Below are 25010 nucleotides of genomic sequence, written 5' to 3'. Positions count from 1 at the left end.
CCGACATTCGCCGGGCCTATTTTATCATTCGTTTTTTTGCTTAAAGCGCTGCGGTTTGGGCTTTCCAATCGCCAAAGGCTTTGTTGGCCATGGCCTTAGCGGTAGACACATCAATATCGCCGGCAATGGTAATAAAGGTTTGAGCCGGAGCAAAATGGTTGGCGTAAAAGGCTTTCACATCTGCCAGACTAACATTGGCCAAATCGTCTCTGTCTTTTAATTGGGCTTTAAGATGCTCGAATGCCTGCTCGCTCAAGGTGGTGTTGGTCAAGTGATCAGAAACAAACTGCAAAGCTTGTTGAAAATCGGCTACATTGGTAGCGGTATTGGCTTCGTCAACGCTCAGGCTTACTTTAGGAGCAATGCCTTCGCTGTTGGTGCTGCCTTGAAAAGCATTGGCTCTTTTGTTCAAAAAGCTTTCGAAAACCTGAGCCACATTTTTTTGCTCGGTGGCGTTTTGGTTTTCGATGGTTAAACGAGAATAAATTTTTCCCATTCCTGCATTTTGGGCCACAATTACAGTTACGCCATTCTTGAGTTTGAAAGAAACAGGCGCTTTGGGGTTTTGTGCAAACGCCGCATTAAAGAAGAAGAGACTTAGGATGATGAAGGTGATTTTAGTGGTGAATTTCATAATTTTAATTAAATACATTTACTTGATCAGATTTTAAAAGCGTTTCTTCATGACAAAGGTATGTCGGTTGGTTAAGTCTCTAAATAGAGGATAGTTAGAAAGGCATTAAGGTTCGACGAATGGGCCGAATCTGTCTTTTAATTGCGAAGTTGGTTATTGCCAGCGTGCATGAACGATTTCAAACCACAAAAAAAGGCCTGCAGTTTAATGCAGGCCTTTTTTGTAAAACAAAATTAGGTTATAATGTTGTTCCAAACATCAAGACTAATTTATTGTTTTGGTAAAGGTTTAAGGTCTGGTCTGCCACATCGTAGGTAAAAGCCTGGTTGCCTATGGCCGTTAGAAACTGATGCTCCAATTTGTTCAGCTCGTCGCTGCAAGCCATCATGGTACTGCCCATTTGCTTAAAGGTAAGGCTGTTTCCGTTGCGCTCGAAACCACCAAAAAAGTTGTTGCAACCCGATTTTCCAGCGATGCGTTTGTTGGTGGTATCAAATGAAAAATAAACCGGCGAGTTGGATTGGGCAACGCCGTTCATTTGGATCAGCTTCCATTTGTGCTTCACCACAAAATCCCAAGGGCTGGTTTGGGTTTGCATTTTTTGCTTTTTCACTACCTTTTTCAAAGTGTAAATATAGGCCGAAGCGTCGGCAGGAACGTTTTTTCTTTTGGTGCGGTTAACCAGCAACACGTAGCGATAGCCCGCTTCGTATTTAAAGCCGTTGATCTGACTATAAAATAGCTCCCAGCTTTTGCTGTTTTTGTATTTTACCTGCATACAGGTCATTGGCGCTACGCCAGTGCAGCTGGCCAGGTCTTCTTTAACGGTAAGCCTAATGACAGTTGCACGGCTAACCATAGATAGGCCTAAAATCAAGGCGAAGGTTAAAAACAGTTTAGGGGCGATTTTTTTGATCAAGTAATTTTTCATTATGTGTTATTTTAATAAAGGATGCCCAAGTTGTGGGCTTTCCATAAGAAATTGTTCAAAGCTGTTAACAAGAATCAGGCCATTGCCCGTAATCGTGGCCAAGGTAAGGGCTAGAATAAGGGGTGTAAATCCGAAAAACCAAGGGTTTATTCCATAAAAAAAAGTCGGAACAAGCCTAAAACCTGCTCCGACTTTCAGTCGGTATTTGCTTTGAGCAATTGCTATTTGGCCAATATGGCTTCTGTTTTCCAGTTGCCAAATGCCCTGTTGGCAATGGTTTTGGCTGTGGCTACATCAATATCGCCGGCAATGGTAATAAAGGCATCGCTTGCTTTAAAATGGTTGGCATAGAAAGACTTTATGTCGGCCAGGCTAACATTTTCCAAATCTGTTTTGTTGCTTTTCGGCTGGCTTCTCATTTCCTCAAAAGCTTGTTGGCTTAACTCCGGATTTACAAAGTTATCGGCTACAAACTGCAGTGCATGTTCGAAGTCGGCAATGCTGGTGGAGGTATTGGCCTCGTCAACCGTTAGGCTTACCTGTGGCGTTATGGTATTGCTTTTGCTTACGTTTTGGTTAAAGGTGTTGGCTTTGCCGTTGAGGTAGCTTTCAAAGACCTGTGCGGCATTTTTTTGTCCTTCGGCACCTTTATTTTCGATGGTTAGGCGCGAATACACTTTGCCCAAACCATCATGCTGTGCTACAATAACGGTAAGGCCGTTTTTAAGCTTGAAACTTACAGGCTCTTTCATGCGTTGTGCTAAGGCTGCATGCGAAGCAAATAAGCTTAGGATGAGGATAGAGATTTTTGTGGTGAATTTCATGATTTATAAATTGTGCTAAGTAATTTTAAATTTTACCGGAGCAAAGGTAGCCGATATCCCTATATCTCTGAACAAAAAGTAGTTAAATGACCAAGAATGTTCGACGAGTAAGGCTAAAATGTCTTTAAACAGCGCCCATTCGCAGTTTTTAAAATGAACAGATTGAACAAAATGAAGTGATTAGGCGTTGAAACATATTAATTATTTTAGTATAGGGCTAAAATATTGATAGATGAACTGCTTAATTATAGACGATAATGAAATTGCCCGCCTTACCCTGCGCCAATTAACCATGCTCGACCCTTCGTTAAACGTAGTAGGCGAATGCAGCGATGCGGCCATAGCCTATGCGGCAATTGTGGCCAGTCAGATCGACCTCTTGTTGCTCGATATTGAAATGCCCGGCATGAGCGGCATAGAACTGGCCAAGAGTTTTGTGCAGCGCCAGCCCATGATCATTTTTACCACCTCCAAAAAAGACTATGCGGTAGAGGCCTTCGAACTGAACGTGGTTGATTTTATCACCAAGCCCATCGCGCCAGCAAGGTTTTTGCAGGCTATAGCAAAAGCCAAGGAAACCCTAAAAAACAAAAATGACAAAAGTTTCGGACCGGCAGACGAGTTTATGTTTATCAGGGATTCGAATGTGGTTAGGCGGCTTAGAATTAACGATATCCTGTACCTTGAGGCCAAGGGCGATTATGTAAGGATTGCCACCAAAGACAATTTGTATACCATTCACTCCTCGCTAAAGGCCATGCAGGATAAGCTGCCGGCCCATATCTTTTTGAAGGTACACCGATCTTATATCATCAATGTAGGCAAAATAGATACCCTTGAGGGCGGTACGTTGGTTATCGGCCAAAACTTGGTACCCGTATCAGATGCCTACAAAAACCTGTTGAACAAAAGAATGCAAATTATATAATGGAATTAGAAGAACAAACCTATCGGCTGTTAGACCTTAGTTATGTGAGGGAAATTGCAAAAGGCGATGTAGCATACGAACGCAATGTAGCCAGGCTTTTTGTAGATATTATTCCCGAAAACCTTGCCAGTTTGGAACGTGATATGGCCATGGGGCATTATGCCAAGGTTAAAACTACCTTGCACCACATGCAGTCGAGCATATCCATTATGGGTTTTTACCCCAAACTCGAAAAATACATGGAGCCAACGGTATACACCGATTTGCCCATCGCCCTGTTTCGCACCCATGTACATATCATCATTGCCATTTGCCGCGAAGCCTTGGTAGAAGCCCAACACTACCTGCACTCGCTCGACTAATCGTTAATAAATGTTATTTTTCTAGGTGTTGATTGTGCAAACAGCTATTTTTATTGAATGTTAATTGCGATAGAAAATGAGCATATCAAAGCCACGTTTGCAACAAAAGGTGCAGAGCTGCAAAGCGTGAGCGGTGTCCACAGTTCGACAGAGTATTTATGGAGTGGCGACCCAAAGTTTTGGGGCAAATTTAGTCCCGTGCTTTTTCCCATCGTGGGCGCTCTCAAAGACAACACCTATTTTTACCAAGGCCAAACTTATACCTTGCCTAGGCACGGCTTTGCCCGCGACATGGAATTCGATTGCCGGCAGGTAGGCGAGCACGAAATCCTTTTTACGCTGAGGCATAGCGAAGAGACGCTCAAAATATATCCTTTCGAGTTTCGATTGAACCTGCGCTATAGGATTTTTGGAGCCAGCCTTTGTTGTACTTACGAAGTGCACAATCCGGCCAGCCAAGAGCTGTTGTTTTCGATAGGCGCACATCCGGCTTTTGCCGCACCTTTAAACCAGCAGGGTAGCTATACAGATTATTCCTTGCAGTTTAACCAAGATCAGGAGCTGGTATACCATCATATCGTAGCCAATCTTATTTCAGACCAAACTTCTGTACTGGCGCTGCCTGATGGCAAACTTGATTTGAAGCACGAGCTGTTTTATGATGATGCCCTGGTGCTGAAGCAGCTGCAGAGCAACGAGATTACCCTCATGAATTCCAAGAACTACAATGGGCTTACCTTTAAGTTCGAAGGCTTTCCCTATTTTGGCATTTGGGCGGCCAAAGATGCCGACTTTGTGTGTTTGGAGCCTTGGTGTGGCATAGCCGATGCCACGGATAGCGACCAGCAACTGGCCACTAAGGAAGGTATACAGCAACTAGCCCCACAGGGCAATTGGGAGCGTACCTGGAAAGTTACTTTCTTTTAAAAGATCCTTGTTGTAAAATTAATCTTAATCTTTTCAGATTGAAGTGGGTAGCGCGTACATTTGGCTATCTATTCCTAATTACTTAATCTACTCTATGGATTCAAGAAGAGACTTTATTAAAAAGGCAACGTTGTTGTCTGGGGCCTTGGGCCTTTCCAACGTTGTTCCGATGTCTATCCAAAAGGCCATGGCTATCAATGCCGATCCCGGAACTACTTTTTACGATGCCGAACACATTGTTTTCCTGATGCAGGAAAACCGTTCTTTCGACCACATGTTTGGCAAGATGCGCGGCGTTCGCGGGTTTAACGATCCAAGGGCCAAAACCCTGCCTAACCAAAATAAGGTATGGTTGCAAAACGATGAAAAGGGCAATACCTATGCGCCTTTCCATGTTGATATCAACAAAACCAAGATTACTTGGCAAGGCGGCTTGCCCCATTCGTGGTCTGACCAAGTGGCGGCCCGCAACAAGGGTAAATACGATAAGTGGGTGCCTGTAAAATCGCTCATGGCCCTGGGCTATTACCAAAGGGAAGACATTCCTTTTTACTATGCCATGGCCGATGCCTTTACCGTTTGCGACCATAATTTCTGTTCGTCGCTAACCGGTACTACACCAAATCGCCTGTTCTTCTGGACGGGTACCATTCGGCCCGAACAAAAGGCCGAAGCCGTTCCGGTAGTGAACAACTCGCAGGCCGAATCGCAGAACAATGTGTTTGTAGATTGGGAAACTTTTCCGGAGCTACTGGAAGAGCATAACGTATCCTGGAAAGTTTACCAAAATGAGTTGTGGACGCCTAAGTTGCCAGGTGAAGATATTGACGATTGGTTGGGCAACTATGGCGATAATCCGCTGGAGTACGTAAAGCGCCACCGTGTAAAACTATCGGCCTATTTCCGTAAAAACGGCGACCATACCAGCAAGCCTCCATTGAGCGTGGAACAGGTGCTTGAACAATACAACAAGCTTTCGCCGAAGGAAAAAAACATGATCGACAAGGCCTTTGCCACCAATATTGCCAATCCCGATTACCTCAAGCTCGCCCCCTTAACTTTTACCAACGACCAAGGCCAGCAAGAAACCTTGAATGTGCCCAAGGAAGACATTTTTGAGCAGTTTAGAAAAGATGTGGACAATGGCAAATTGCCAACCGTATCGTGGCTGGTGGCGCCGCAGCGTTTTTCAGACCACACCAGTTCGCCTTTGTATGGCGTATGGTATGTTTCGGAGGCGATCGATATCCTGACCAAAAACCCCGAAGTCTGGAAAAAGACCATCTTTATTTTAACCTACGACGAAAACGATGGTTATTTTGACCATTTGGCGCCTTTTGTAGCCCCTAAACCAAACGACCCTTCAACGGGCAAGGTGAGCGAGGGCATTGATACCTCGGTCGATTATGAGTATAAAAAAGACAGTCCGATTGGCCTGGGCTACCGCGTGCCTATGATCGTGGCCTCGCCATGGAGCAAGGGTGGCTATGTCAATTCGCAGGTGTTTGACCATACCTCGTCGCTGATGTTTTTGGAGAATTTCCTGACCCATAAAACCGGAAAGAAAATCAAAAGCAGCACCATTAGCCCTTGGCGCAGGGCCGTTTGTGGAGATTTGAGCTCTGTTTTTAGACCTTATAATGGAGAAAAGCTGAATGTGCCAAACCGCTTGAAAAAGGAGAAGGTAATTGCCGATATCCAAAATGCCCGCTCAAAGCCGGCACAGGTAACGCCGAATGCGCTTTCTAAAGCCGAAATAGCGCAGATTAATCAGCATTTGCCTTTTGAAAAAGAATCGGCAGCCGCTATGCCCGTACAAGAACAAGGTACGCGTTTGGCCTGTGCCTTGCCTTACCAGCTGTTTGCAGACGGCCAGTTAAATGCCGATAAAAAAGAATTTGTCGTTGATTTGGAGGTTGGCAAAGCACCGGTAGGCGGCCAACTGCAAAACATCGGCGCTCCATTTAACGTGTACGCCAAAAGCACTTATCAAAACGAAGCCGGCAAAACCTGGGCTTATGGCGTAAAAGCCGAAGCCAAATTAAGCGACTCGTGGAAGGTAGAGGATTTTGAAGGAGGGGTTTATAATTTGGCACTCAATGGCCCGAATGGATTTTACCGCCAGTTTAAAGGCAGTGCGCAAGATCCGGCATTGAACCTGGAGTGTAAGCATGAACAAAGCGGCCTGCTCAACAAAACAACAGGTAATTTACAGCTTTGGTTGGAGAATAAAGGCACTGAAGCCTTAGAAATCCGCATTACAGACGACGCCTATAAAGCCAATGCCAAAACACTGACCATAGCGGCCAAGCAACGCAAACAGCTTAGCTTAAACCTGCAAAAAAGCAAGGGTTGGTACGATTTTGTGTTGTTGGTTAAAGGCTCGCCTACTTTTTTAAGGCATTATGCCGGACACGTAGAAACCGGAAAAGAATCAATTAGCGACCCTCTGATGGGTGGCGTACTTTAAGACACCAATTACAAAGGGCCTACAAAAATGTTAGGCCCTTTGTATTTTTATTCTCCGTGGCAAAACTGTGCGATTAATTCTCGATTTTGTAGTTTTGGCTATGCAAACTGTGTTAAGACCCATTCGGCCAAGTGACGATGTCCAGTTGGCCAAGCTGATCAAAAGCGTGCTGGCCGAATTTAAGGCGAATAAGCCAGGTACGGCCTATTTTGACGAAAGCACCAACCATTTGTCTGTTTTGTTCGAGAATCCAAAATCGGCTTATTGGGTGTGCGAAGCTGAGGGGAAAATCATTGGGGCGGGAGGCATTTATCCCACCGAAGGCTTGCCCGAAGGTGTATGCGAACTGGTTAAGCTGTACCTCTACCCCGAAGGCAGGGGCAAGGGCCTGGGTAAGCTCTTGATGCAGAAATGTTTTGAGCAGGCCAGGCAGTTGGGCTATCAACAAATCTACCTCGAAACCATGCCCGAATTAAATCAGGCGGTTAACCTGTACCATGCCTTGGGCTTTAAAAGCTTGGATAAAGCCATGGGCAATTCTGGCCATTTTGGTTGCAATATTTGGATGGTGAAAGATGTATAATGCAACTAAGCAACTAATCCAACAACAAATCGTCTTCCTCGTCGGTTAGGCTCAATTGGATATTATCGGTGCCCGAAATGCCCTCGATTGAACCGCGGATATGAGCGGCATTGAGCAGTACTTTTTCCAATTGCTTTTCGCGGGCCTTCCAGAGTTTTTCCATGGCATCGCGTTCGCGCTGTATGGAAAGTTTCATGCTCATAAAACCCTCGCGTATGGCTTTCCATTGCTCCGAAAATTCGTTGCTGGTCAGGTAGTCGTACAACATGTGCATCTTATCGCCTTTGTTTTCCTGCGATTTGGCGGCGCTGAACAGTTTGATGATGCCATCGCGCAAAATATAGGCAACCGCCTTTACTTCGTCGAAAGAGCAGATCCACACGCCGTCTTTTTCGCCAAAGCAGTCCATGCCTTTCGGATAGGTTTGCGTAACAATAACTGCCACGTCAATGCCCATGCTGCGCATGTCTTTTTTCAGCTTTTCGATCCATTCTATCGAAAAGTCCTTGGTGCGTTTGCTTTCATAAATGATGCGCCCGCAATCTTGGCCAAACTGGTTGCGCACGTTATGTACGCAATCGGCCCCGCGAACGCCTTTGCCTACTTCTTCAATAGTATCGAAAGGGAATGTGCTGCGCAGCAGTTCTTCCAGGATGAGTTCCTGTACCTCGCCCTGCAGCTGCATAGAGCCCTGCTCGGCCTTGCGTTTCATTTCTTCGGCCAGTTTCTTCTGGTCGTCGAGCTGTTTTTCAAGTTCCTTTACCCTCAATTGGTGTTCGGTTTCCTTCAGGCTGTTTTTTTCCAATTCCTGTTTGCGCACCTGCGCTACCAATTCTTCGCGTTGTTCTTGCAGCTTGCGCTGGATGTTCAGCTCTATTTCGGCCTCGCGGGTTTTGATTTCCTGCTCTTTTTTCAGGAACTCTAGCTCTTTATGGCGGGCCAGTTTCAGTTTTTCTTCGTTTTCTTTGTTGGTTTCGTCTAGCAGTTTGAGCCTGCTTTCAAAATCGGCACTGATGGTTTTGCGCAGGTTTTCGGCTACTGATGCCTGTAGCGCAGCTTTTTCCTGGGCTAATTTTTGCTCAAAAGCCTGTTCCTGCTGTTTCTTTTGCTGTTCAAAAACTTCGAGCTTTTTTTGGTACTCTTCGTCTTTTTGTTTGGTAAAAGAAATCATCTTCTCCCTCAGATCCTGTTTATATTCTTCGGCCATGACCTCTTCTATAGGAAAAGTATGGTTACAATTCGGGCATTTTATTTCTGTTGACATGGTTCGTGTTTTGGACGTGCCTGGATTTTGGACGAATTCAAAAATACGGAAATTATACATAGGATTTAACTGGCTATTGTCTAATTTTGGGAACAAGACCCCTCCTTATGTTCCGCCAAATTTTTAATGCCTACAAAACTTCCTTTTCGGGTTTAAGTCGTGAAACCTGGCTACTGAGCATCGTGATTTTAATTAATCGCTGTGGCTACATGGCCGTTCCGTTTATGGGGTTGTACGTTACCCAGGCGCTGCACCGGCCGGGCTCCGATGCGGGTATTATCATTTCTATTTTTGGCGTGGGCTCTATTTTTGGAGCTTCGGCAGGAGGCAAGCTTACCGATGTTTTTGGCTTTAGGCCAGTGCAGATTTTGGCGTCGCTGATCGGCGGTTCCTTTTTCCTGCTGTTTTCGCAGATCAGGCACTTCGAAACCCTGTGCTTATTGGCTTTTGTGATCAGTTTTTTCTCCGAAGCCTTTCGTCCGGCCAATTTTACCGCCATCGCCGCTTACGCCGCGCCAGGCAAGGAAACCCGTTCATACTCGCTAAACCGATTGGCGACCAACATGGGCTGGGCTTTTGGGGTAAGCATGGGTGGCATTATCGCTTCTTTCGATTACCCCTTGCTGTTTATAGTTGATGGCGTAGTAAGCATCTTGGTGGGCATCAGTATTTTGGTTTTTCTGCCAGCGGTAAAGGGTTTTAGAAAAGCCGTACAAGAAAAAATGAAAGGCATCGTGGTGCGGAAGCCTTGGCGGGATGCGCTGTTTATCAAGTTTATTTTGCTGACCACTGTGTTTGCGACTTGCTTTTTTCTGATGTTCAGGGTAGTGCCCGTATTTTATAAAGAAGTATGGCATTTGAATGAGGCACGTATCGGCCTGATTTTGGGGCTCAACGGCGTGATCATTGCCTTATTCGAAATGGTAATGATAAGTAAGATCGAAAACAAGCGTTCGCCTATCTTTTACATTGTAACCGGTGTGCTGGTTGTCAGTAGTTCGTTTGCGGTGTTGCTGCTGCCCAAATTTATGCCAGTACTGCTGGCCCTGCTCAGTATTGTATGTTTTACCTTTGGCGAGATGTTTTCTATGCCTTTCATCAATACTTTTGTCATTAAGCGAAGCAACGAATTTAACCGAGGCCTCTATGCGGCCGGATATACCATCAGCTGGTCGGTTGCCCAGGTGATAGGGCCTACCAGCGGTTTTTACTTGGCCGAAAAATTTGGCTATAATCCGCTTTGGATAGGCATTACTGTTTTGCTGTTGCTTTGTGCCCTTGGCTATAGCCGATTGAAGATCAAAACGATAGAGGCCGAACAGCCATCGATTTAAAAAATATGCCGAAAATCTGATTGCAGCCCCAAACAATCTGCCAGTCGATTTGTTTTTTATACATGAAAAAACGGATACACATTTTAGAAGATGATAAAGATATAGGTTACATCATCGAATTTTTGCTCAAAGACGAAGGCTACGATCTTCAACTTTCTTCTACTTTTAAGGAAATGAAGAAAAAACTGAAGGATTCTATCCCCGATCTTTTCATTTTAGATGTGATGCTGCCCGATGGCAATGGCATTGAAATCTGCCACGATTTGAAGAACGATGCCTTTACCAAACATATTCCGGTAATTGTAATGTCGGCCAATGTAAGAAGCAAGCAGATGAGCGAAATGGCCACCCCCGACGATTACATCAGCAAGCCGTTCGATTTGGACGATATCGAAAGCAGAATTAAGCGGTTGATTGCCTAATTTAGGGTTGACAGCATTCGGCTAGCGGTTTTTAGTTGGCAGTTTATCGAAAGCGATCAACAATCTGGCAACGGGATTAATGGCTATACAATTTAAATATTGAGCAATAGGTTTAACGCTTGTTTCGATTGACTGCTTCAACAATTTGGCAATTGAATAATAAACCAACGAACGTATTTCGCCTATGCTAAGCTCGAGATAATTTGCTAATTTGCATGCCTATTCTTAATTTATGGCAGAAGAAAGCATTTATTACGTAGACCAGCTATTTGAAAAAGTTCCCTTTCCGGCCACTGGCACCAGAGATACGCAATTTGACGGTTGCACTTTCAAAAACTGCGATTTTACCGATAATGATTTCAGAGGCTGCAATTTTAGCCAATGCACCTTCGAAGGGTGCAACCTGAGCATGGCTAAATTTGGCTCCATTGGTTTCGATCAGGTGCGGTTTAGCCACTGCAAGATGGTGGGTGCCGATTTTTCGAATGCAAAAGATTTTTTGTTCAGTATCGATTTCGACAATTGTATTTTGGACTATGCGGCCTTTATGAAAAAGAAGAACCGTAAAAGCCGTTTTGATCGCTGTTCGTTAAAGGGAACCGATTTTTCTGAAAGCGACCTCACCTTGGCCAGGTTCGACCATTGCGATTTAAGCGGGGCCGTGTTTATGCATACCATACTTAACGAGGCCAATTTTGTAACTTCCCACAGTTTTATCATTGATCCCGAAAGGAACCAATTACGCAAAACCAAATTTGCCGCCGATGGCTTGGCCGGGCTATTGGTCAATTACGGCATTATTGTTGAATGAAGCTAACCTAATCAAATAATAAATCAAGACATCAAACCGTTTTCCACTTTTAATACAGATTAATTTTATGAATAAAAATTTTTTAAGAAAAGTCTTTTCGCTGTCGCTGGTGGCATCGATCTCTTTTATAGCCAATGCCCAGCAAAAGGAAAATTGGCAGAACCTCGACCTTAAAACCGACAGTGTTTTTGGCATCAGTACCGAAAAGGCCTATAAAGAACTGCTGAAAGGAAAAAAATCAGTTCCGGTAATTGTGGCTGTATTGGATGGTGGTGTTGATTTGAACCATGAAGACCTGAAAAGAGTAATCTGGACCAACAAAAAAGAAATTGCAGGCAATGGTATTGATGATGATAAAAATGGTTATGCAGACGATGTACATGGGTGGAATTTCTTGGGCGGGCCCAAAGGTTCTGTAGAGTTTGAAGCGCTTGAACTGACCCGCTTGGTACGCAGGGATGCCGCTCGCTTTGCCAATGTAACGGCCAGTACGGTGGCGCCCAAAGATAAAGAGGCCTATGATACCTTTATCAAAAACAGAACCGAATTGGAAAAAGAACTCGGTACTGCAAAAAGTAACTTGGCGGGTATTACCGGCTTTAAAAATGCCTTGGATGCAGTAGTGAAGAAAATCGGCAAAGAGAATCCTACGCTCGACGATTTCAAGAATTTCAAGCCCCAAACACAGTTGGATGGCCGTATCAAGGAGGCTATTATCGACAATTTGAAAGGCGACGACTTTAAGACTTTTTACGAAAGCCAGATTGCCGAAGGCTATAAGTATTATTACAATCAGGTTAACTATAACTATAATTTGGAGTATGATCCGAGGTCGATTGTTGGCGATGATCCGAACAACAGCAAGGAGCGTTTTTATGGCAATAACGATATCAAGGGCCCCGACGCTCTGCATGGTTCGCACGTATCTGGTATTATTGCGGCCGATCGGACCAATAATATCGGCATTAAAGGTGTGGCCGATAATGTGCTGATCATGGGGGTGCGCAATACGCCAAATGGCGACGAGCGCGATAAGGATGTAGCCAATGCCATCCGTTACGCCGCTGATAATGGTGCCAAGGTGATTAACATGAGCTTTGGAAAAGCCTACTCATGGGATAAGGCCGCGGTTGATGAGGCCGTAAAATATGCCGTGAGCAAAGACGTACTATTGGTACATGCCGCGGGCAACGAAAACCAGAACATAGATGTAGAGAAAAATTTCCCGACCAACAAATATTTGGATGGTGGCGTAGCCAGCTCTTGGATTACCGTAGGTGCTTCGGGTCCATTGGATGGCGACCAGCTCAAGGCGCCTTTTTCTAACTATGGCAAAACCAGCGTCGATGTTTTTGCCCCTGGAGTGAGCATTAGGTCAACCGTTCCAGACAACAACCAGTACAAGGAAGAAGACGGAACCAGTATGGCCGCTCCAGTGGTAAGCGGTTTGGCCGCGCTCATCCGTTCTTACTATCCTAAGCTAACCGCAGTTCAGGTAAAAGAAATCATCATGAAATCGGTAACCAAGGTAAACCACAATGTAAACAACATGAACGGTGCCGATACGGTAAGCATTCCGTTCGCCGACTTGTGCGTTACAGGAGGCATCGTAAATGCCTACAATGCATTAAAATTGGCCGCTACCTACAAATAGGCTATGGCTAAGGTATAAGAAAGCCCTCCGACTAAATCGGGGGGCTTTTTTGTGGAGTGCCGTCATTCAGCTAATAAAACCAGGATAATTTAACAAAGCATTATGGAAAAAAGCCTTTAATTCCATCCTCTCTAAAAATATGGTTAGGAGATGTTAAATTTTTTTGTTCAGATTTTTTATCTATTTATATTAGGTTAATACAAATCAAATGATCCATGTATGAAACACTTAGTCCAGCACCGATCTCCACGCGATAACCAACTTTACAAGTTTTGTTTCGCCAATTAAATTTAAACCGTCCCTTGGTTTTCTGCTAAATACATTTATCTATGATTAATTGCTACATCATTGGGCAGCTTTGCACGAATAAGATGATAAGGGAACTTGTTGAGCATTCGTCACTCTTATTGCTAAAAGGAGCAACAAGTGACTTGTCGGCCAGTTCGATAACCGTTGGAGCCATCAAACCCGCCATTATATTTATAGACGCGGGCTTGATTGAAAAAAACAAAGCAACCCTTGTTTCTATGAGTCGATCTTCGGCCATTATTTTTGTCTCATCAAAGGTAGAAGAAGCCTATGATGCCTTTGAAGCTTTCGCTTTCGATTATCTTTTGCTGCCCTTAACACAAGAAAGGTTTGAAAAGAGCATCAATAAATTCGTCAATTTTTCTCAATTCCAAAAAAGGGCTGGTCGCATTACCGAATCTTTTTTTATCCGTGCAGATGCGAAGGGACAAAAGGAACTTTTGGTAAAATGCAATGAAATATGCTACATCGAGGCCTTTAAAAATTATGTGATTTTGCACATGACGGATGGTCGCGAACTGCCTTGCCATAACACCATGAAGGAAGTGGAAGACAGCCTGTTGTCGAGCCATTTCATAAGGGTGCATAAATCTTTCATGATCAATTACGAAAAAGTAACCGCTATTGAAGGCAATACCATTTTTCTGAACGGAAACGACAAGAACAAAATATTGGTAGGCAGTACCTATCGCAAGGCTTTCTTTGATTTCAAAAGCCAAAAGCTCATCAAAAAACAGAAAAATTATTTTCAATCGCTAGATTATTCTACTTTAGTAAGCCTATTAGTGTTTTATACCGGATTGCTTAACGACTTCGATTTCAAAGACTTCTGGTCAGTCTTGTTTTAAATTTGTAGCTAAATGAAAAAAATGCTTTCGCTTTTGTTTGTAGTCGTACTCTTTGGTGCGGCCTGCAAAGAATTTATAGAGCCTTCGCTCAGCAAAAAAAGTATTGCCTTGCTGGCGCCATCAGATCATATTGAAACCACCAGTTATCAGCAAACTTTTTGGTGGCAAACCCATGAAGATGCCTTGCAATATCGGTTACAGATTGTATCGCCAAGTTTTGACCGCATTGAAAAATTGTTGCTCGATACGGTAGTAAAAACAGATAAGTTTACCCATACCCTAGATCCAGGCCAATACCAATGGCGCGTAAGGGCCGAAAACGGCAGCAGTCAAACACCATATGCCACCCAAAGCTTTACCATATTTCCGGCTTCTTTGAAAGACCAATCGGTGCAATTGGTTGCACCGGCTAATGCGCTATATGTTGTGAATGCCGATGTAAAATACGATTGGCTCCAACTATTCGGTACTACACAATATCGTTTGCAAGTAGACAAAAACAATTTTGCCGACGAAAACAACCTTACCCTTAATGTGCTGACCGAAAACCCGACATTTACAAGTACCTTGCCGGCAGAGGCTAATTACCAATGGCGTGTAAGGGCCGAAAATGCGACTGAAACCTCTAAATGGTCGGCCGTAAGAGCCCTAACTTTCGATGCCACGCCACCTGCAAAAGTGGTTTTAACCGCTCCAGCCAATAAACAAGTAGTAAACAAGCCTGTCAGTTTAGCATGGAATGCCATAACTGATGCCCAAAAATACGAGCTGATCATTTACAAAAGCGATGGCACAGTGTATAACTCCTCTTATCCGCAAATGGTAAATACCAATGCCCAGACCTTCAATTTGGGCAATAGTGGTGAAACCCTGACCTGGAAAGTACGCGCTATAGATAAAGCCGGCAATAAGGGCGACTTTAGCGATACTTTTACTTTTACCCTGCAGTAAGCCCATGAAAAGCAAGAAGTTTACTTATGTGCTCATGGCCTGTGTTGCTGCGGTTTGGGGAATTATATTTTACCGAATTTTTGTGGCTGTTTCTGAGGAGGATGTGCCCATCATGGCCGGGCCAGTAGCCAAAACTCCCTATTTTAAAATGGTCAACCACGAAGAAGATCCGGTAAGTCTAGATCTGAATTACCGCAATCCTTTTTCAAGCTCGACTTCCGGATTTGTAGAAGAAAAAACAGTCCCGGCTGTACGGGTCAATGTAGCTTCGCCACAGCCTCCCTTCATGCCCAAACCACAAGTAAACTGGAGCGGAGTTTCATATAGCGGCTACATCAACAATCCGTCTACCAAACAAAAGCTGGCCATCTTATCGGTAAATGGCAAAGAAGTGATGCTTTCTGAAGGACAGAGCGCCAACGGAATAAAACTGCTCAAACATACCGGCGATTCGGTAAAGGTACAGTACCAAGGCGAGACCAAATACATTAGAATAAAATAACATGCAACGCTACCTACTTTTATTGCTGTTTTTGGGTTTCGGTACCCAATTAAAAGCGCAACGCTATAAAGATTTATTTGATCCGTCAACCTATCGGCATACCATTAGCTACGACGACCACAAAGTAGTTTTTCAGGCCCAACCCGATAACGAGGAACTCAGGTTTACTGAGGCAGACAAAAAATATTATTGGTTTAGTCATAACCAGATCAAAGCTACCCAAGGTGGTTTTAGCGGCAAGCTTTTGCATGGATTGTATAGCGATTTCTACTTGAACAGCAACCTTAAAGAACAAGGCTATTTTCGGTTAGGCTTAAAAACAGGCGAATGGAAAAGCTGGACTGAGGAAGGCGTTTTGGTAGAAAGGACCAACTACAGCAATGGAGAACTCAATGGCCGTTTCTATAAATACGATAAGCAGGGCAACCTATTGGAAGAAGGAACCTACAAGCAAGGGAAGGTTAATGGCCGACTTAGGCGGTATATCAGTGCGGATAGTGTAAGCATAACCAATTATAGAAGTGGAGTGCTACAGCCCGCAAAACCAAAGTCTAGTTGGTTAAGTAGGCTTTTCAAAAAGAAAGCAACCATTCAAAAGCAACCAGTTGCACCAGTAATGAAGAAGCCTTAAATTATTTAACCGTAACCCGAGTACAAAAAAAATCTAAATATGAAAAAAATTAACCTCTTATTGCCTTTGATGGCAATTTCATTGGCTGGCTTTGCTCAGGTTAATGATTATCCAAGCACAGGTAATCCTACAATTTATGGCTATTCTCCTATAATCAATCTCAAAAGAAACACTAATGAAGGTGGCTATTTGCAGGGAATACAGACATTATTGCAGAATGGTACACCAAGCTGGTTTTTTGGTAACCAACACGACGAAGGTCCATGGATAGTTAGCCGAGGCGAATATACCAACGCTAAACTTGCTATCTTACCCAATGGAAACATTGGCATTGGAACGATTAGCCCATTGCAAAAATTTGTTGTTTCGGATCAAAATCAGGATGGACTTGAGGTTTATCTGCGACAACCATTAGGTGTTGTTGGGCTACAAGCCTATAATAGAGCAAACTCAGCGTATGTAAAACTACAAATGGATGCCAGTCAATTTGCATTCACCGGAGGTAATGTGGGTATTGGTACAGTAAGCCCAAATTATCCGCTTACCGTTAATGGAAGTGTTAAATTAGTTGATGGGGGAATGGGTTATTTGATTAATTATGCCTCATTATCTGAAACCCTTGGTGGCTTATCAACCATTCTGGGCAACAATGTAGCCAACGGAGCTACAAATAACACCATTAGGAAAACCATTAACCCCTATGATGCAAGTAGCTTTATTTCTCTAAATTATATTTATGGCATTACGTTTCATACCGGAATAACAGGGCCGATAAATACGGATATGCCGGTAGAGAATAGCGAAAAAATGAGAATTACCCAAAACGGAAATCTCCTCATTGGCAAAACTTCGCAAGCGAATAACGCGTATAAATTAGATGTCAACGGCAAGGCCCGCGCCAACGAAATCGTAGTGAATACCACCGGTGCCGATTTTGTATTCGAAAACAACTACAGGTTGCGCCCATTGGCCGAGGTCGAAAAATTCATCAAAGAGAACAAGCACCTGCCCGAAATCCCGACGGCCAAAGCCATGCAGCAGGAAGGGGTTGGCGTAAGCGAACTGCAGACCAAGTTGTTGCAAAAAGTAGAAGAGTTAACTTTGTATATCATCCAACAACAGAAAGAGATTGACGAGTTAAAGAAGAAATTGAACAAGTAGTCCAGTTTACGGTTCTCAGTTTTTAGTTAACAGGATGTAAGATGTAAAATGTACGATGGAAATAGCGAATGGAAGTGGAGGATGTCCTGGGTCTTCAGTAAGCAATTAGCCAATGACTAATCAGCTAATCTTCTAGTTGGCTAATGAATAACGCTAATAAACCAATAAACCAATAAAATGCTTAAAGCCGGCGCCCTTTATTTTGCTATTGTGATCGCATTTTTTATTGCGATTGTTTCGGCTTCGCTCATCATGCTGGCCGCACATTACCGCAATAGCTATTTAAAGGAAATCCGCTACAACCGCTTGTTGAATAACCTCAACTCCGGTATCGAATACACCTTGGCTAACAAAGATGCTATGGAGGGTAAACAAACCCTCGATCTTTTTGGCGATGAGTTAGATAGTTTGGAACTGGATAAAAAAGACTGGGGTATTTTTGATTTGGCCATCTTGAAAAGTTTTGTGAAGCAGGATACCTTGAAACGCGCATTTTTAATCGGAAATCTTACCGATTCTACGGCTATCTATTTAAGCGATGAAGACCGGCCTTTGTCTATTAGTGGCCATACCCGAATTACCGGCAATGTAGAACTGCCTAAATCCGGTATCCGTCAGTCGTATGCCGAAGGCAAGCCCTACGATGGGGGCAAAGAGCTCATTTTTGGTGGCAAAACCAGCAACAGCACACGTATGCTGAAGCCCTTAAACGAAAAGCTTCTCGAACGGCTGAAAGCAGTATTTGCCAATCAGGCACAAAAGTTGCCCGTCTTGCAACAAAACGAGCTCAGGGTTTCTTTTTTGGATTCTACCCAAAAATTTAAATTGCCACAAATCGCCAATTTGGCCGATGTTAATTTGGAAGGAAACATCATATTGATTTCCGATTCGTTGGTTACCATTTCGGCAACCGCGCAATTAAATGGTATTCAGATTTATGCTCCGTTAATCAAGGTAGAGCAGGGCTTTAAAGGAAGCTGCCAGCTTTTTGCCGTCGATTCGATTTTGGTAGCCGATAACGTCGAATTTAAATATCCATCCGTATTGGGCGTAATGCGTACCAAAAGATCGGTAGTGCAACCTCAAATTGTATTGGGCGATCATGTTAATTTTGATGGCATCATTTTTAGTCACGAAAATGAGCGCACCGCCTTACAAACCTTAATTGGGTTGGGCAAAGATACACGCGTACAAGGAGAAATTTACAGTACGGGCTTGCTGCGGGTTGAAAAGGGAAGCAAGATCAATGGCAAGGTTTCCTGTAACAGGTTTTTAATGAAAACACCGCTTACCTTGTATGAGAATTTCCTGATAGATGTTGCTTTTAACAGCAAAGCGAGGAGCCGTTACTATCTTAGCTCTAAGTTGTTTAAGGAGCAACGACCAAACCGGATTTTAAAATGGCTAAACTGATCAACAAAAAACTACAGGCCTCTACACTTATCGAGGTGCTGATCGCCATGGTCATCATTATGGTGGTGTTTGCCATTGCCATGCAGGTTTTTGGTAATGTGCTGCGTACCGGAGTTTCCTACAAAAAACTGCAAGCGCAGAACCAGCTGCAATTGCTTAGTGAGCAGGTAAAGAAAAATGGTTATTTAGAAGCAACAGAAGTTACGATAGACAGCATAAACTACCAGTTGAGCATTGGCCCCAGCGAGGTTGCAGGAATTGCCAAGCTAGAAATCAAGGCAAAGCTGAACGGAACCAGTTTGGGCAACATCAAATGTTTATTTAAAGAGCAGGTCAAGCATGAAGATTAAAGCCTACACGTTATTCGAAGTAACTATAGCCATGCTGCTATCGGCTATCTGCATAGCCATCTGCTATTCGGCCTATGGCATTATTGCAAAATATTATGCCGGCTTTCAGCAGAAAAACCAAACGGCAGATGTGGTGCTTACACTGAGGCATGTTTTGGAAAGGGATTTTCTGAAAAGCAATATGGTGCTCAAAAATGAAGAAGGAGTGGAGCTGCAACAAGATAGTTCAAAAATCTATTATATCTTTAGTCCCGATGCCGTGCTCAGAAAATCAGGCGAACTGCATACCGATACCTTTAAGCTAAAACCAAGCGAAGTTGGCTTCTTTTTTGAAGGCCGGGAAGTTTTAGAACCAGATACTATCGACGAGCTGCGGTTCAAAATGAATTTAGATCAACGCATTCAAGTGCCCATACAATTAAGTAAAACCTATAGCGCCCAAAATCTTTTTAACTAACATGCCATCTATCAATATCTCCAATTACCAGCAACCCAAAAAAGCGCCCCAAAAAGATTCGGGTTCGGCGTTTTTCGAGTTGTTGAATAAGGATATTTCATTTGGCAACGGCCAATTACCCGACAAGAAAAAAGAAGCTTTTTACAATGAATTGGGTACGCTGATCCAGTCTGGTATCGATATTAAAACGGCTTTGGAGCTAACGGCAAGCTCTTATACCAATGCCAAAGATGTGGCCTTGTTTGAAACCATCCAAAAAGAAGTGGTGGCTGGAAATTCTTTATCGGAAACCCTAAAAAACAATGAGAAGTTCAGCAGTTACGAATACTATAGCGTTCGCATCGGCGAAGAGACTGGCCGTTTGGCAGAAGTACTGACCGAATTAGGCAAGTATTTCAAGAGCAAAATCAGTCAGCGACGAAAAATCGTGGGCGCTATCACCTATCCCCTGCTGGTTTTGAGCACTTCCTTTGCGGCCATCTTTTTCATGATCAAGTTTGTGGTGCCTATGTTTGCCGATGTATTTAAGCGCTTTGGTGGCAAGTTGCCTTACATTACTTCGCTCATTGTAAGCTTTTCCGATTGGTTCGATCGTTACATTTACCTGATTTTATTGCTGATCGTAGCCGTCATGGCCGTTTATTTATTTAGCAAAAAAACAGCCTGGTTCAAGAAATGGTCGTCCTTAACCTTGTTGCGAGTTCCCATTGTTGGCGATATCCTCAAAAAAATATACCTGGCTCGTTTTGCCAATACCATGCGCCTGCTTACCGGAACCAATACGCCTTTGCTGCAGGCCTTGGGCATGGTGAAACAGATGATCACTTTTTATCCCATAGAACAATCGCTTACACTGGCCGAAAAGGATATTTTGATGGGGAGCAGTTTATCGGCTACTTTGGCCAAGCACGAATTCTATCCCGTTAAGTTTATCCAGATGATTAAAATTGCCGAAGAGGTGAATAAGCTCGAGTACTTTTTTGAACAGCTATCTAATCAGTATACCGAGGAAGTAGAATATAAAACCAATGCCATCAGTGGCCTATTAGAACCCTTGATCATTATCTTTTTGGGATTGGCCGTAGGCGTAATCCTAATCGCGATGTACTTGCCAATGTTCCAGATGAGCAATAGTTTTTAAAGATGATTCATTGGTCAATGAGAAGATTGGCTTATGCTGTAGGATGGCAATCCGGTATCCATCTGGAGTGGATTTTATCTGTTGTTGATGCAAGTCCAATCTAAAATCGGTTTTCATGCAGAATTACTCCGGAAAGCGCTTGAAAAACAGACGTAAAAGTCCTGGTTTCGGAATCGTAATATCCTGCCCAAACGCACGTTCATCCTGCGATTCGATACGTTCGTCCTGCGAAAACAACTGTTGGGGAAAAAGTTTTTTTTATTCGATTTTTGTTTACATCTTGGGGGCAGATAAGTAACACGTTTCTTTAAGGCCAAACTTATAGAAATCCAGAACGCAATCGAATAAATGAAACAGCTACTCTTGTTTTTGCTGCTTTGCAGCCTAGGCGCTTACGCCCAAACCTCGACATCCTCAACCGTTCCAAAGTTAAACGTAATACCTGCTTCGGCAGAGGCGGCTAGCTTTGCCAAGTATGGCGAAATACCGGTTTCGCTCTATACGGGAGTTCCCAGTATTGGTATTCCAATTTATACCATCGACCTTAAAGGCATCAAGGTGCCTATTTCTTTGAGCTACCATGCGGGAGGTATCAAAGTAGATGAGATAGCTAGTAACGTAGGCCTCGGCTGGTCGCTAAATTTTGGCGGATCGATTACCGCTAATGTGAACGGAATTCCTGATCAAGAAGCGGGGGGATGGCTTAATGTACCCAATATTTACCGTTTGCCGCAAACCGGCAGCCTGCAAACGCAGTGGGGCGCATTGGATCCCTATCTTTCCGATCCAAAATACGACTTCATGACCGAAATTGCGGAAGACCATTATGATACGCAACCTGATTTGTACTATGTGAACATCAATGGCAAGTCTTTCAAGTATTTTTATGGACAGGATGGAACCATCTATACCATGCCTTATCAAAATGTAAGGATTTGGGAGGGTAACGAAATCACAGACGAGAACGATAATGTATTCCAGTTTGTGGGTGCTGATCTGACCACCACAAATTATCAATATTTTGGTGGGCTTTCTGCTAACGGTGCTGCCCCAAGCTACCAGAGCAATGCCATGTATCCGGGTAAAATAAGTACGCCTTTTAACGAAGAAATCAATTATACCTACGAAACCTATTCTTACAGCTTTAAAAACCAGGCTTCAGAAACGCGTTATAGCAGATATCCAGACCAGTACGGTTGTGCAGGGATTATGCCTACCAATACCCTTACCGAAAGCACCAGCCATGTAGCAGCTTCGAGGATAAAGAAAATAACGGCGAGCAACGGCGTAGAGATCAACTTTTACTATGCGCAAAGCAGAACGGATTTGCCCGGCTCGTCGGCACTAACCTCTATTGTGGTAAAAAATGCCAATACCAATACGGTGATTGCTACTTTTACCTTTACCTATGGCTATTACGTTTCTACAACAGGATCTGCCGATCCCGATGATTACCGCTTGCGATTGGAAAGTGTACAAAAAGCAGGAGAAAACCCTTACTATTTCCAGTATAATGAAAGCCTGTTGCCAAAACGCCTCAGCAAATCACAGGATCACTGGGGCTTTTATAATGGCTCTGGCAACTCGACCCTGTTGCCGGCCAACCCTGACAAGGGCTTTCTAACCGGAGGAGATCGTGAGCCTTCGGATTTAGCTGCACAAAATGGGATTTTGAAAAAAATAAGCTATCCTACGGGTGGTAATTCCGAATTTGAGTTTGAATCGAATACATTTCCTTATGGAACGGTGCCTTATCAAAAGGATGTAATTCATGTCGCTGCGGCCTATGAGTCGATTGATTCTGCAGTGGTTGTCCCATTTACAGTTGGTATTAGCGGGTCAAGATTTACGATTAAACATAGAGGTACCTATGCTGGTGATCCAGACACAGGAATTGGTTGTGATGGCTGTCCAGTACAGATTCTGGATGCTAATCATCATGTTCTATACCAATTTTTTGGGGAATCGCCGGTTCTCGGGAACACCAATTTATCACTAGATCCTGGAAATTATTATCTTAACATACCTTATATTGGGTTAGGAAATACTGGGTTTATTGAGGTTTATTGGCATGAAACGGAATTAGCGCCAGCTACCAATACGAACAAAATAACTGGAGGCCTAAGGATTAAGCGGATTACTGATAACCCAATTGTTGGCAATAGTAAAAAGACATATTATGATTATAACAGATCTGACGGTTCCGGCCTTTCTGCCGGCGTGAATGGATATACGCCAAGATATGAATATATCTACAATAAAGAAGGATTTAATGATGACTCGCAGCAGTATTACGATTGTCTGTTCTATGCCCAATCTACATCGAGTTTGACCCCTATCGGGCGTGCACAGGGAGGGCCGGTAGCCTATGCCGAAGTGAGCGTATACGTAGAAGACCAACACAAAGGCTATACCCTTAACCGTTTTTCGCATTTTGGAGATATTTCGGGTAGCCCGGAGTACCCGTTTGGCGCGATGATCAGCAATGATTGGGTTGACGGCCTGCCGTTGGAAACAAAAGAATTTGCTTGGAATGAAACATTGGCAAAATACCTGCCAGTTAAAAAAACAGTCAATACTTATAAAATGACTTATGGACCAAGCTCAAGCTATCCACATGAATACGTTGTGAGGGGTGCAAAGGTAGCTTTGTATAAACCGGCTATTCCACAGCGATTTCCGCAGAGTGGCCCAGCTCCGAGAGGCCCCGAATTTGTGGTGAATTATTTTAATCTCTATTCGTCGTGGAGTTTTCCAACGGGCAAAACAGAAACCCTATACGATCAGGCCGATACCACAAAGACCATTACCACAAGCTATCAATATTTTTATGATAACCCGGCCCATATCCAGCTAACTAGGCAACTGTCTAACAAAAGCAATGGGGAACAAACCCTGGTTTCGCTCCGTTATCCAAAAGATATCAATCCGCTATCGAGCTATTATTCCAATCCGGTAGTAGAAAAAAGAATCTATACCAAAAATAGCACTTCAACCAAACTCATAGGTGGTGAGCTGACTACCTATAAAAATCAGCCGGGAACTTTCCCAGAAAATTATTACGGCCTAGAGTTGGCACAGCCTATAGATTCGGTGTCTTTCCCTGCCTACACGGGAAGTACGATTGCAAATGCTTATAAAAATAGGTTGAGCTATGGCTATGATGCCAATTATAACCTGGTATCCCTGGTTAACGACCAGCAAAAGAAGCAGGGTTTTAAATGGGGCTACAACGGCACCTTGGTGCTGGCGGCAGCAACTAATGCGCTCGATACGGAGTTTTATTTTGAAGGCTTTGAAGAAACGGGAACTGCAGGTAATGCCCATACAGGTAAAAAGTCGAGCGGAGGAGCTTATACTGTAAGCTGGACCAGGCCCAATAGCCGTAATTATGTGATCAGCTATTGGTATTTCGATGGTAGTTGGAAGCAAAAGGTAGAACCCTATACAGGAAACAGCATGACATTGTCTTCAGGCACGGCTTATGACGATGTGAGCATTTATCCTGCCGATGCCCAGCTCACAAGCTATACGCACGATCCACTGGTGGGCATTACGAGCCAAACGGACGCCAAGGGCCTGACCACTTATTTCGAATACGACCCCTATGGCCGGCTGCTCTACGTAAGAGACCAAGACAAAAACATCCTCAAGAGCTACGACTACCACTACAAGAACTAACGCCCCATGAAGAACATCAGATTTTTCCTTTTGGCCTCGCTGCTCCTTTCGGGAACGGCCATGGCCCAGCAGCATATCACCCTGTCAAGCTATACCGGACAAACAGAGATCAAAGCCACGGGCAGCGTCACGCTGGTCGACGGGTTCCAGGTCCCGTACGGCAGCAGCGTGCGCATCTTTACCGGTGCCAGCTTCCAGCTCTGCAACCCCTTGGCGTCTTCGCCGAGTGCCAACCAGAACTACGTGCTTTCGAGGGTATTCAAGATCGCAGGGGTAAACAGCAGCAACATCAACACCTCGCGCAGCGTATGCGAGGAGAACCAGGCCATCCAGTACCTCGACGGGCTGGGCAGGCCCCTGCAGACGGTAACCGTACAGGGGAGCCCTTCCTTTGCCGACCTGGTGCAGCCCATGGCCTACGA

General features: G+C 44.0%; 24 protein-coding genes. 20 read left to right on the top strand and 4 right to left on the bottom strand.

Annotated elements, in window-relative coordinates; genetic code table 11:
• Nucleotides 1–40 precede the first annotated feature (40 nt).
• The 3 genes from JHD69_RS11375 to JHD69_RS11365 all read right to left on the bottom strand — a co-directional run bounded on the left by JHD69_RS11375 (nucleotide 41) and on the right by JHD69_RS11365 (nucleotide 2389).
• Nucleotides 41–634 (bottom strand): insulinase family protein, encoded by a 594-nt coding sequence (locus JHD69_RS11375; protein WP_199140390.1) that lies wholly within the window; start codon nucleotides 632–634, stop codon nucleotides 41–43.
• 238 nt (nucleotides 635–872) lie between these two features.
• Entirely contained in the window at nucleotides 873–1565 is a 693-nt protein-coding gene (locus tag JHD69_RS11370; RefSeq protein ID WP_199140388.1) for a DUF4377 domain-containing protein, read from the bottom strand.
• 221 nt (nucleotides 1566–1786) lie between these two features.
• Nucleotides 1787–2389: an insulinase family protein gene (locus JHD69_RS11365; protein ID WP_199140386.1), complete on the bottom strand. Its 603-nt coding sequence runs from the start codon at nucleotides 2387–2389 to the stop codon at nucleotides 1787–1789.
• 232 nt (nucleotides 2390–2621) lie between these two features.
• On the opposite strand from JHD69_RS11365, the gene JHD69_RS11360 reads away from it, so the two are divergent.
• The 5 genes from JHD69_RS11360 (at nucleotide 2622) to JHD69_RS11340 (ending at nucleotide 7659) form a co-directional block, all read left to right on the top strand.
• Nucleotides 2622–3317, top strand: coding sequence for a LytR/AlgR family response regulator transcription factor (locus JHD69_RS11360; protein WP_199140384.1), 696 nt, complete (start codon nucleotides 2622–2624; stop codon nucleotides 3315–3317).
• Nucleotides 3317–3679 (top strand): hypothetical protein, encoded by a 363-nt coding sequence (locus JHD69_RS11355; RefSeq protein WP_199140381.1) that lies wholly within the window; start codon nucleotides 3317–3319, stop codon nucleotides 3677–3679. The genes JHD69_RS11360 and JHD69_RS11355 overlap by 1 nt, the downstream gene beginning before the upstream one ends.
• Nucleotides 3680–3736: 57 nt before the next feature.
• Nucleotides 3737–4606 (top strand): aldose 1-epimerase family protein, encoded by an 870-nt coding sequence (locus JHD69_RS11350; protein WP_199140379.1) that lies wholly within the window; start codon nucleotides 3737–3739, stop codon nucleotides 4604–4606.
• A gap of 94 nt (nucleotides 4607–4700) precedes the next feature.
• Nucleotides 4701–7076, top strand: a complete 2376-nt coding sequence (locus tag JHD69_RS11345) for a phosphocholine-specific phospholipase C (RefSeq protein ID WP_199140377.1) — start codon at nucleotides 4701–4703, stop codon at nucleotides 7074–7076.
• Nucleotides 7077–7176: 100 nt separating this feature from the next.
• Nucleotides 7177–7659, top strand: coding sequence for a GNAT family N-acetyltransferase (locus JHD69_RS11340; protein ID WP_199140375.1), 483 nt, complete (start codon nucleotides 7177–7179; stop codon nucleotides 7657–7659).
• Between the two features lie 13 nt (nucleotides 7660–7672).
• Here JHD69_RS11340 and JHD69_RS11335 read toward each other — a convergent pair whose 3' ends face one another.
• A complete protein-coding gene (locus JHD69_RS11335) occupies nucleotides 7673–8923 on the bottom strand; it encodes a DUF2130 domain-containing protein (protein WP_233165870.1) in 1251 nt (416 codons plus the stop codon).
• Nucleotides 8924–9030: 107 nt separating this feature from the next.
• Between JHD69_RS11335 and JHD69_RS11330 the strand changes: the two genes are divergently transcribed.
• From JHD69_RS11330 to JHD69_RS11260, 15 genes are all read left to right on the top strand, one after another.
• Nucleotides 9031–10257, top strand: a complete 1227-nt coding sequence (locus tag JHD69_RS11330; protein WP_199140373.1) for an MFS transporter — start codon at nucleotides 9031–9033, stop codon at nucleotides 10255–10257.
• A 62-nt stretch (nucleotides 10258–10319) separates the two neighbouring features.
• Entirely contained in the window at nucleotides 10320–10679 is a 360-nt protein-coding gene (locus JHD69_RS11325) for a response regulator transcription factor (RefSeq protein WP_199140371.1), read from the top strand.
• 232 nt (nucleotides 10680–10911) lie between these two features.
• Nucleotides 10912–11490, top strand: coding sequence for a pentapeptide repeat-containing protein (locus tag JHD69_RS11320; protein WP_199140369.1), 579 nt, complete (start codon nucleotides 10912–10914; stop codon nucleotides 11488–11490).
• 67 nt (nucleotides 11491–11557) lie between these two features.
• Nucleotides 11558–13144 (top strand): S8 family peptidase, encoded by a 1587-nt coding sequence (locus JHD69_RS11315; protein WP_199140367.1) that lies wholly within the window; start codon nucleotides 11558–11560, stop codon nucleotides 13142–13144.
• Between the two features lie 371 nt (nucleotides 13145–13515).
• Complete coding sequence (locus tag JHD69_RS11310) at nucleotides 13516–14301, top strand: LytR/AlgR family response regulator transcription factor (protein WP_199140365.1); 786 nt, start codon at nucleotides 13516–13518, stop codon at nucleotides 14299–14301.
• A gap of 12 nt (nucleotides 14302–14313) precedes the next feature.
• Nucleotides 14314–15252, top strand: coding sequence for a hypothetical protein (locus JHD69_RS11305; RefSeq protein WP_199140363.1), 939 nt, complete (start codon nucleotides 14314–14316; stop codon nucleotides 15250–15252).
• 4 nt (nucleotides 15253–15256) lie between these two features.
• Nucleotides 15257–15754 (top strand): hypothetical protein, encoded by a 498-nt coding sequence (locus JHD69_RS11300; protein WP_199140361.1) that lies wholly within the window; start codon nucleotides 15257–15259, stop codon nucleotides 15752–15754.
• Nucleotide 15755: 1 nt separating this feature from the next.
• Entirely contained in the window at nucleotides 15756–16385 is a 630-nt protein-coding gene (locus tag JHD69_RS11295) for a toxin-antitoxin system YwqK family antitoxin (protein WP_199140359.1), read from the top strand.
• A 39-nt stretch (nucleotides 16386–16424) separates the two neighbouring features.
• Nucleotides 16425–17546 (top strand): hypothetical protein, encoded by a 1122-nt coding sequence (locus tag JHD69_RS11290; protein WP_199140357.1) that lies wholly within the window; start codon nucleotides 16425–16427, stop codon nucleotides 17544–17546.
• Nucleotides 17547–17756: 210 nt separating this feature from the next.
• Nucleotides 17757–18959, top strand: a complete 1203-nt coding sequence (locus tag JHD69_RS11285; RefSeq protein WP_199140355.1) for a hypothetical protein — start codon at nucleotides 17757–17759, stop codon at nucleotides 18957–18959.
• The gene (locus JHD69_RS11280; RefSeq protein WP_199140353.1) at nucleotides 18947–19309 is read left to right on the top strand and encodes a PilW family protein; all 363 of its coding nucleotides are present in this window, start codon (nucleotides 18947–18949) and stop codon (nucleotides 19307–19309) included. Before JHD69_RS11285 ends, JHD69_RS11280 begins: the two co-directional genes overlap by 13 nt.
• Nucleotides 19299–19766 (top strand): hypothetical protein, encoded by a 468-nt coding sequence (locus tag JHD69_RS11275; protein ID WP_199140352.1) that lies wholly within the window; start codon nucleotides 19299–19301, stop codon nucleotides 19764–19766. Before JHD69_RS11280 ends, JHD69_RS11275 begins: the two co-directional genes overlap by 11 nt.
• A 1-nt stretch (nucleotide 19767) precedes the next feature.
• Entirely contained in the window at nucleotides 19768–20907 is a 1140-nt protein-coding gene (locus JHD69_RS11270; RefSeq protein WP_199140350.1) for a type II secretion system F family protein, read from the top strand.
• 348 nt (nucleotides 20908–21255) lie between these two features.
• Entirely contained in the window at nucleotides 21256–24588 is a 3333-nt protein-coding gene (locus tag JHD69_RS11265; protein ID WP_199140348.1) for a hypothetical protein, read from the top strand.
• Between the two features lie 6 nt (nucleotides 24589–24594).
• Nucleotides 24595–25010 (top strand): DUF6443 domain-containing protein (locus tag JHD69_RS11260; protein ID WP_233165869.1); only part of this gene is annotated, 416 nt, incomplete at its 3' end.

The organism is Pedobacter sp. ASV12 (assembly GCF_016429155.1).
Classification (GTDB): domain Bacteria; phylum Bacteroidota; class Bacteroidia; order Sphingobacteriales; family Sphingobacteriaceae; genus Pedobacter.
This window is presented reverse-complemented; position numbering and strand designations above follow the sequence as displayed.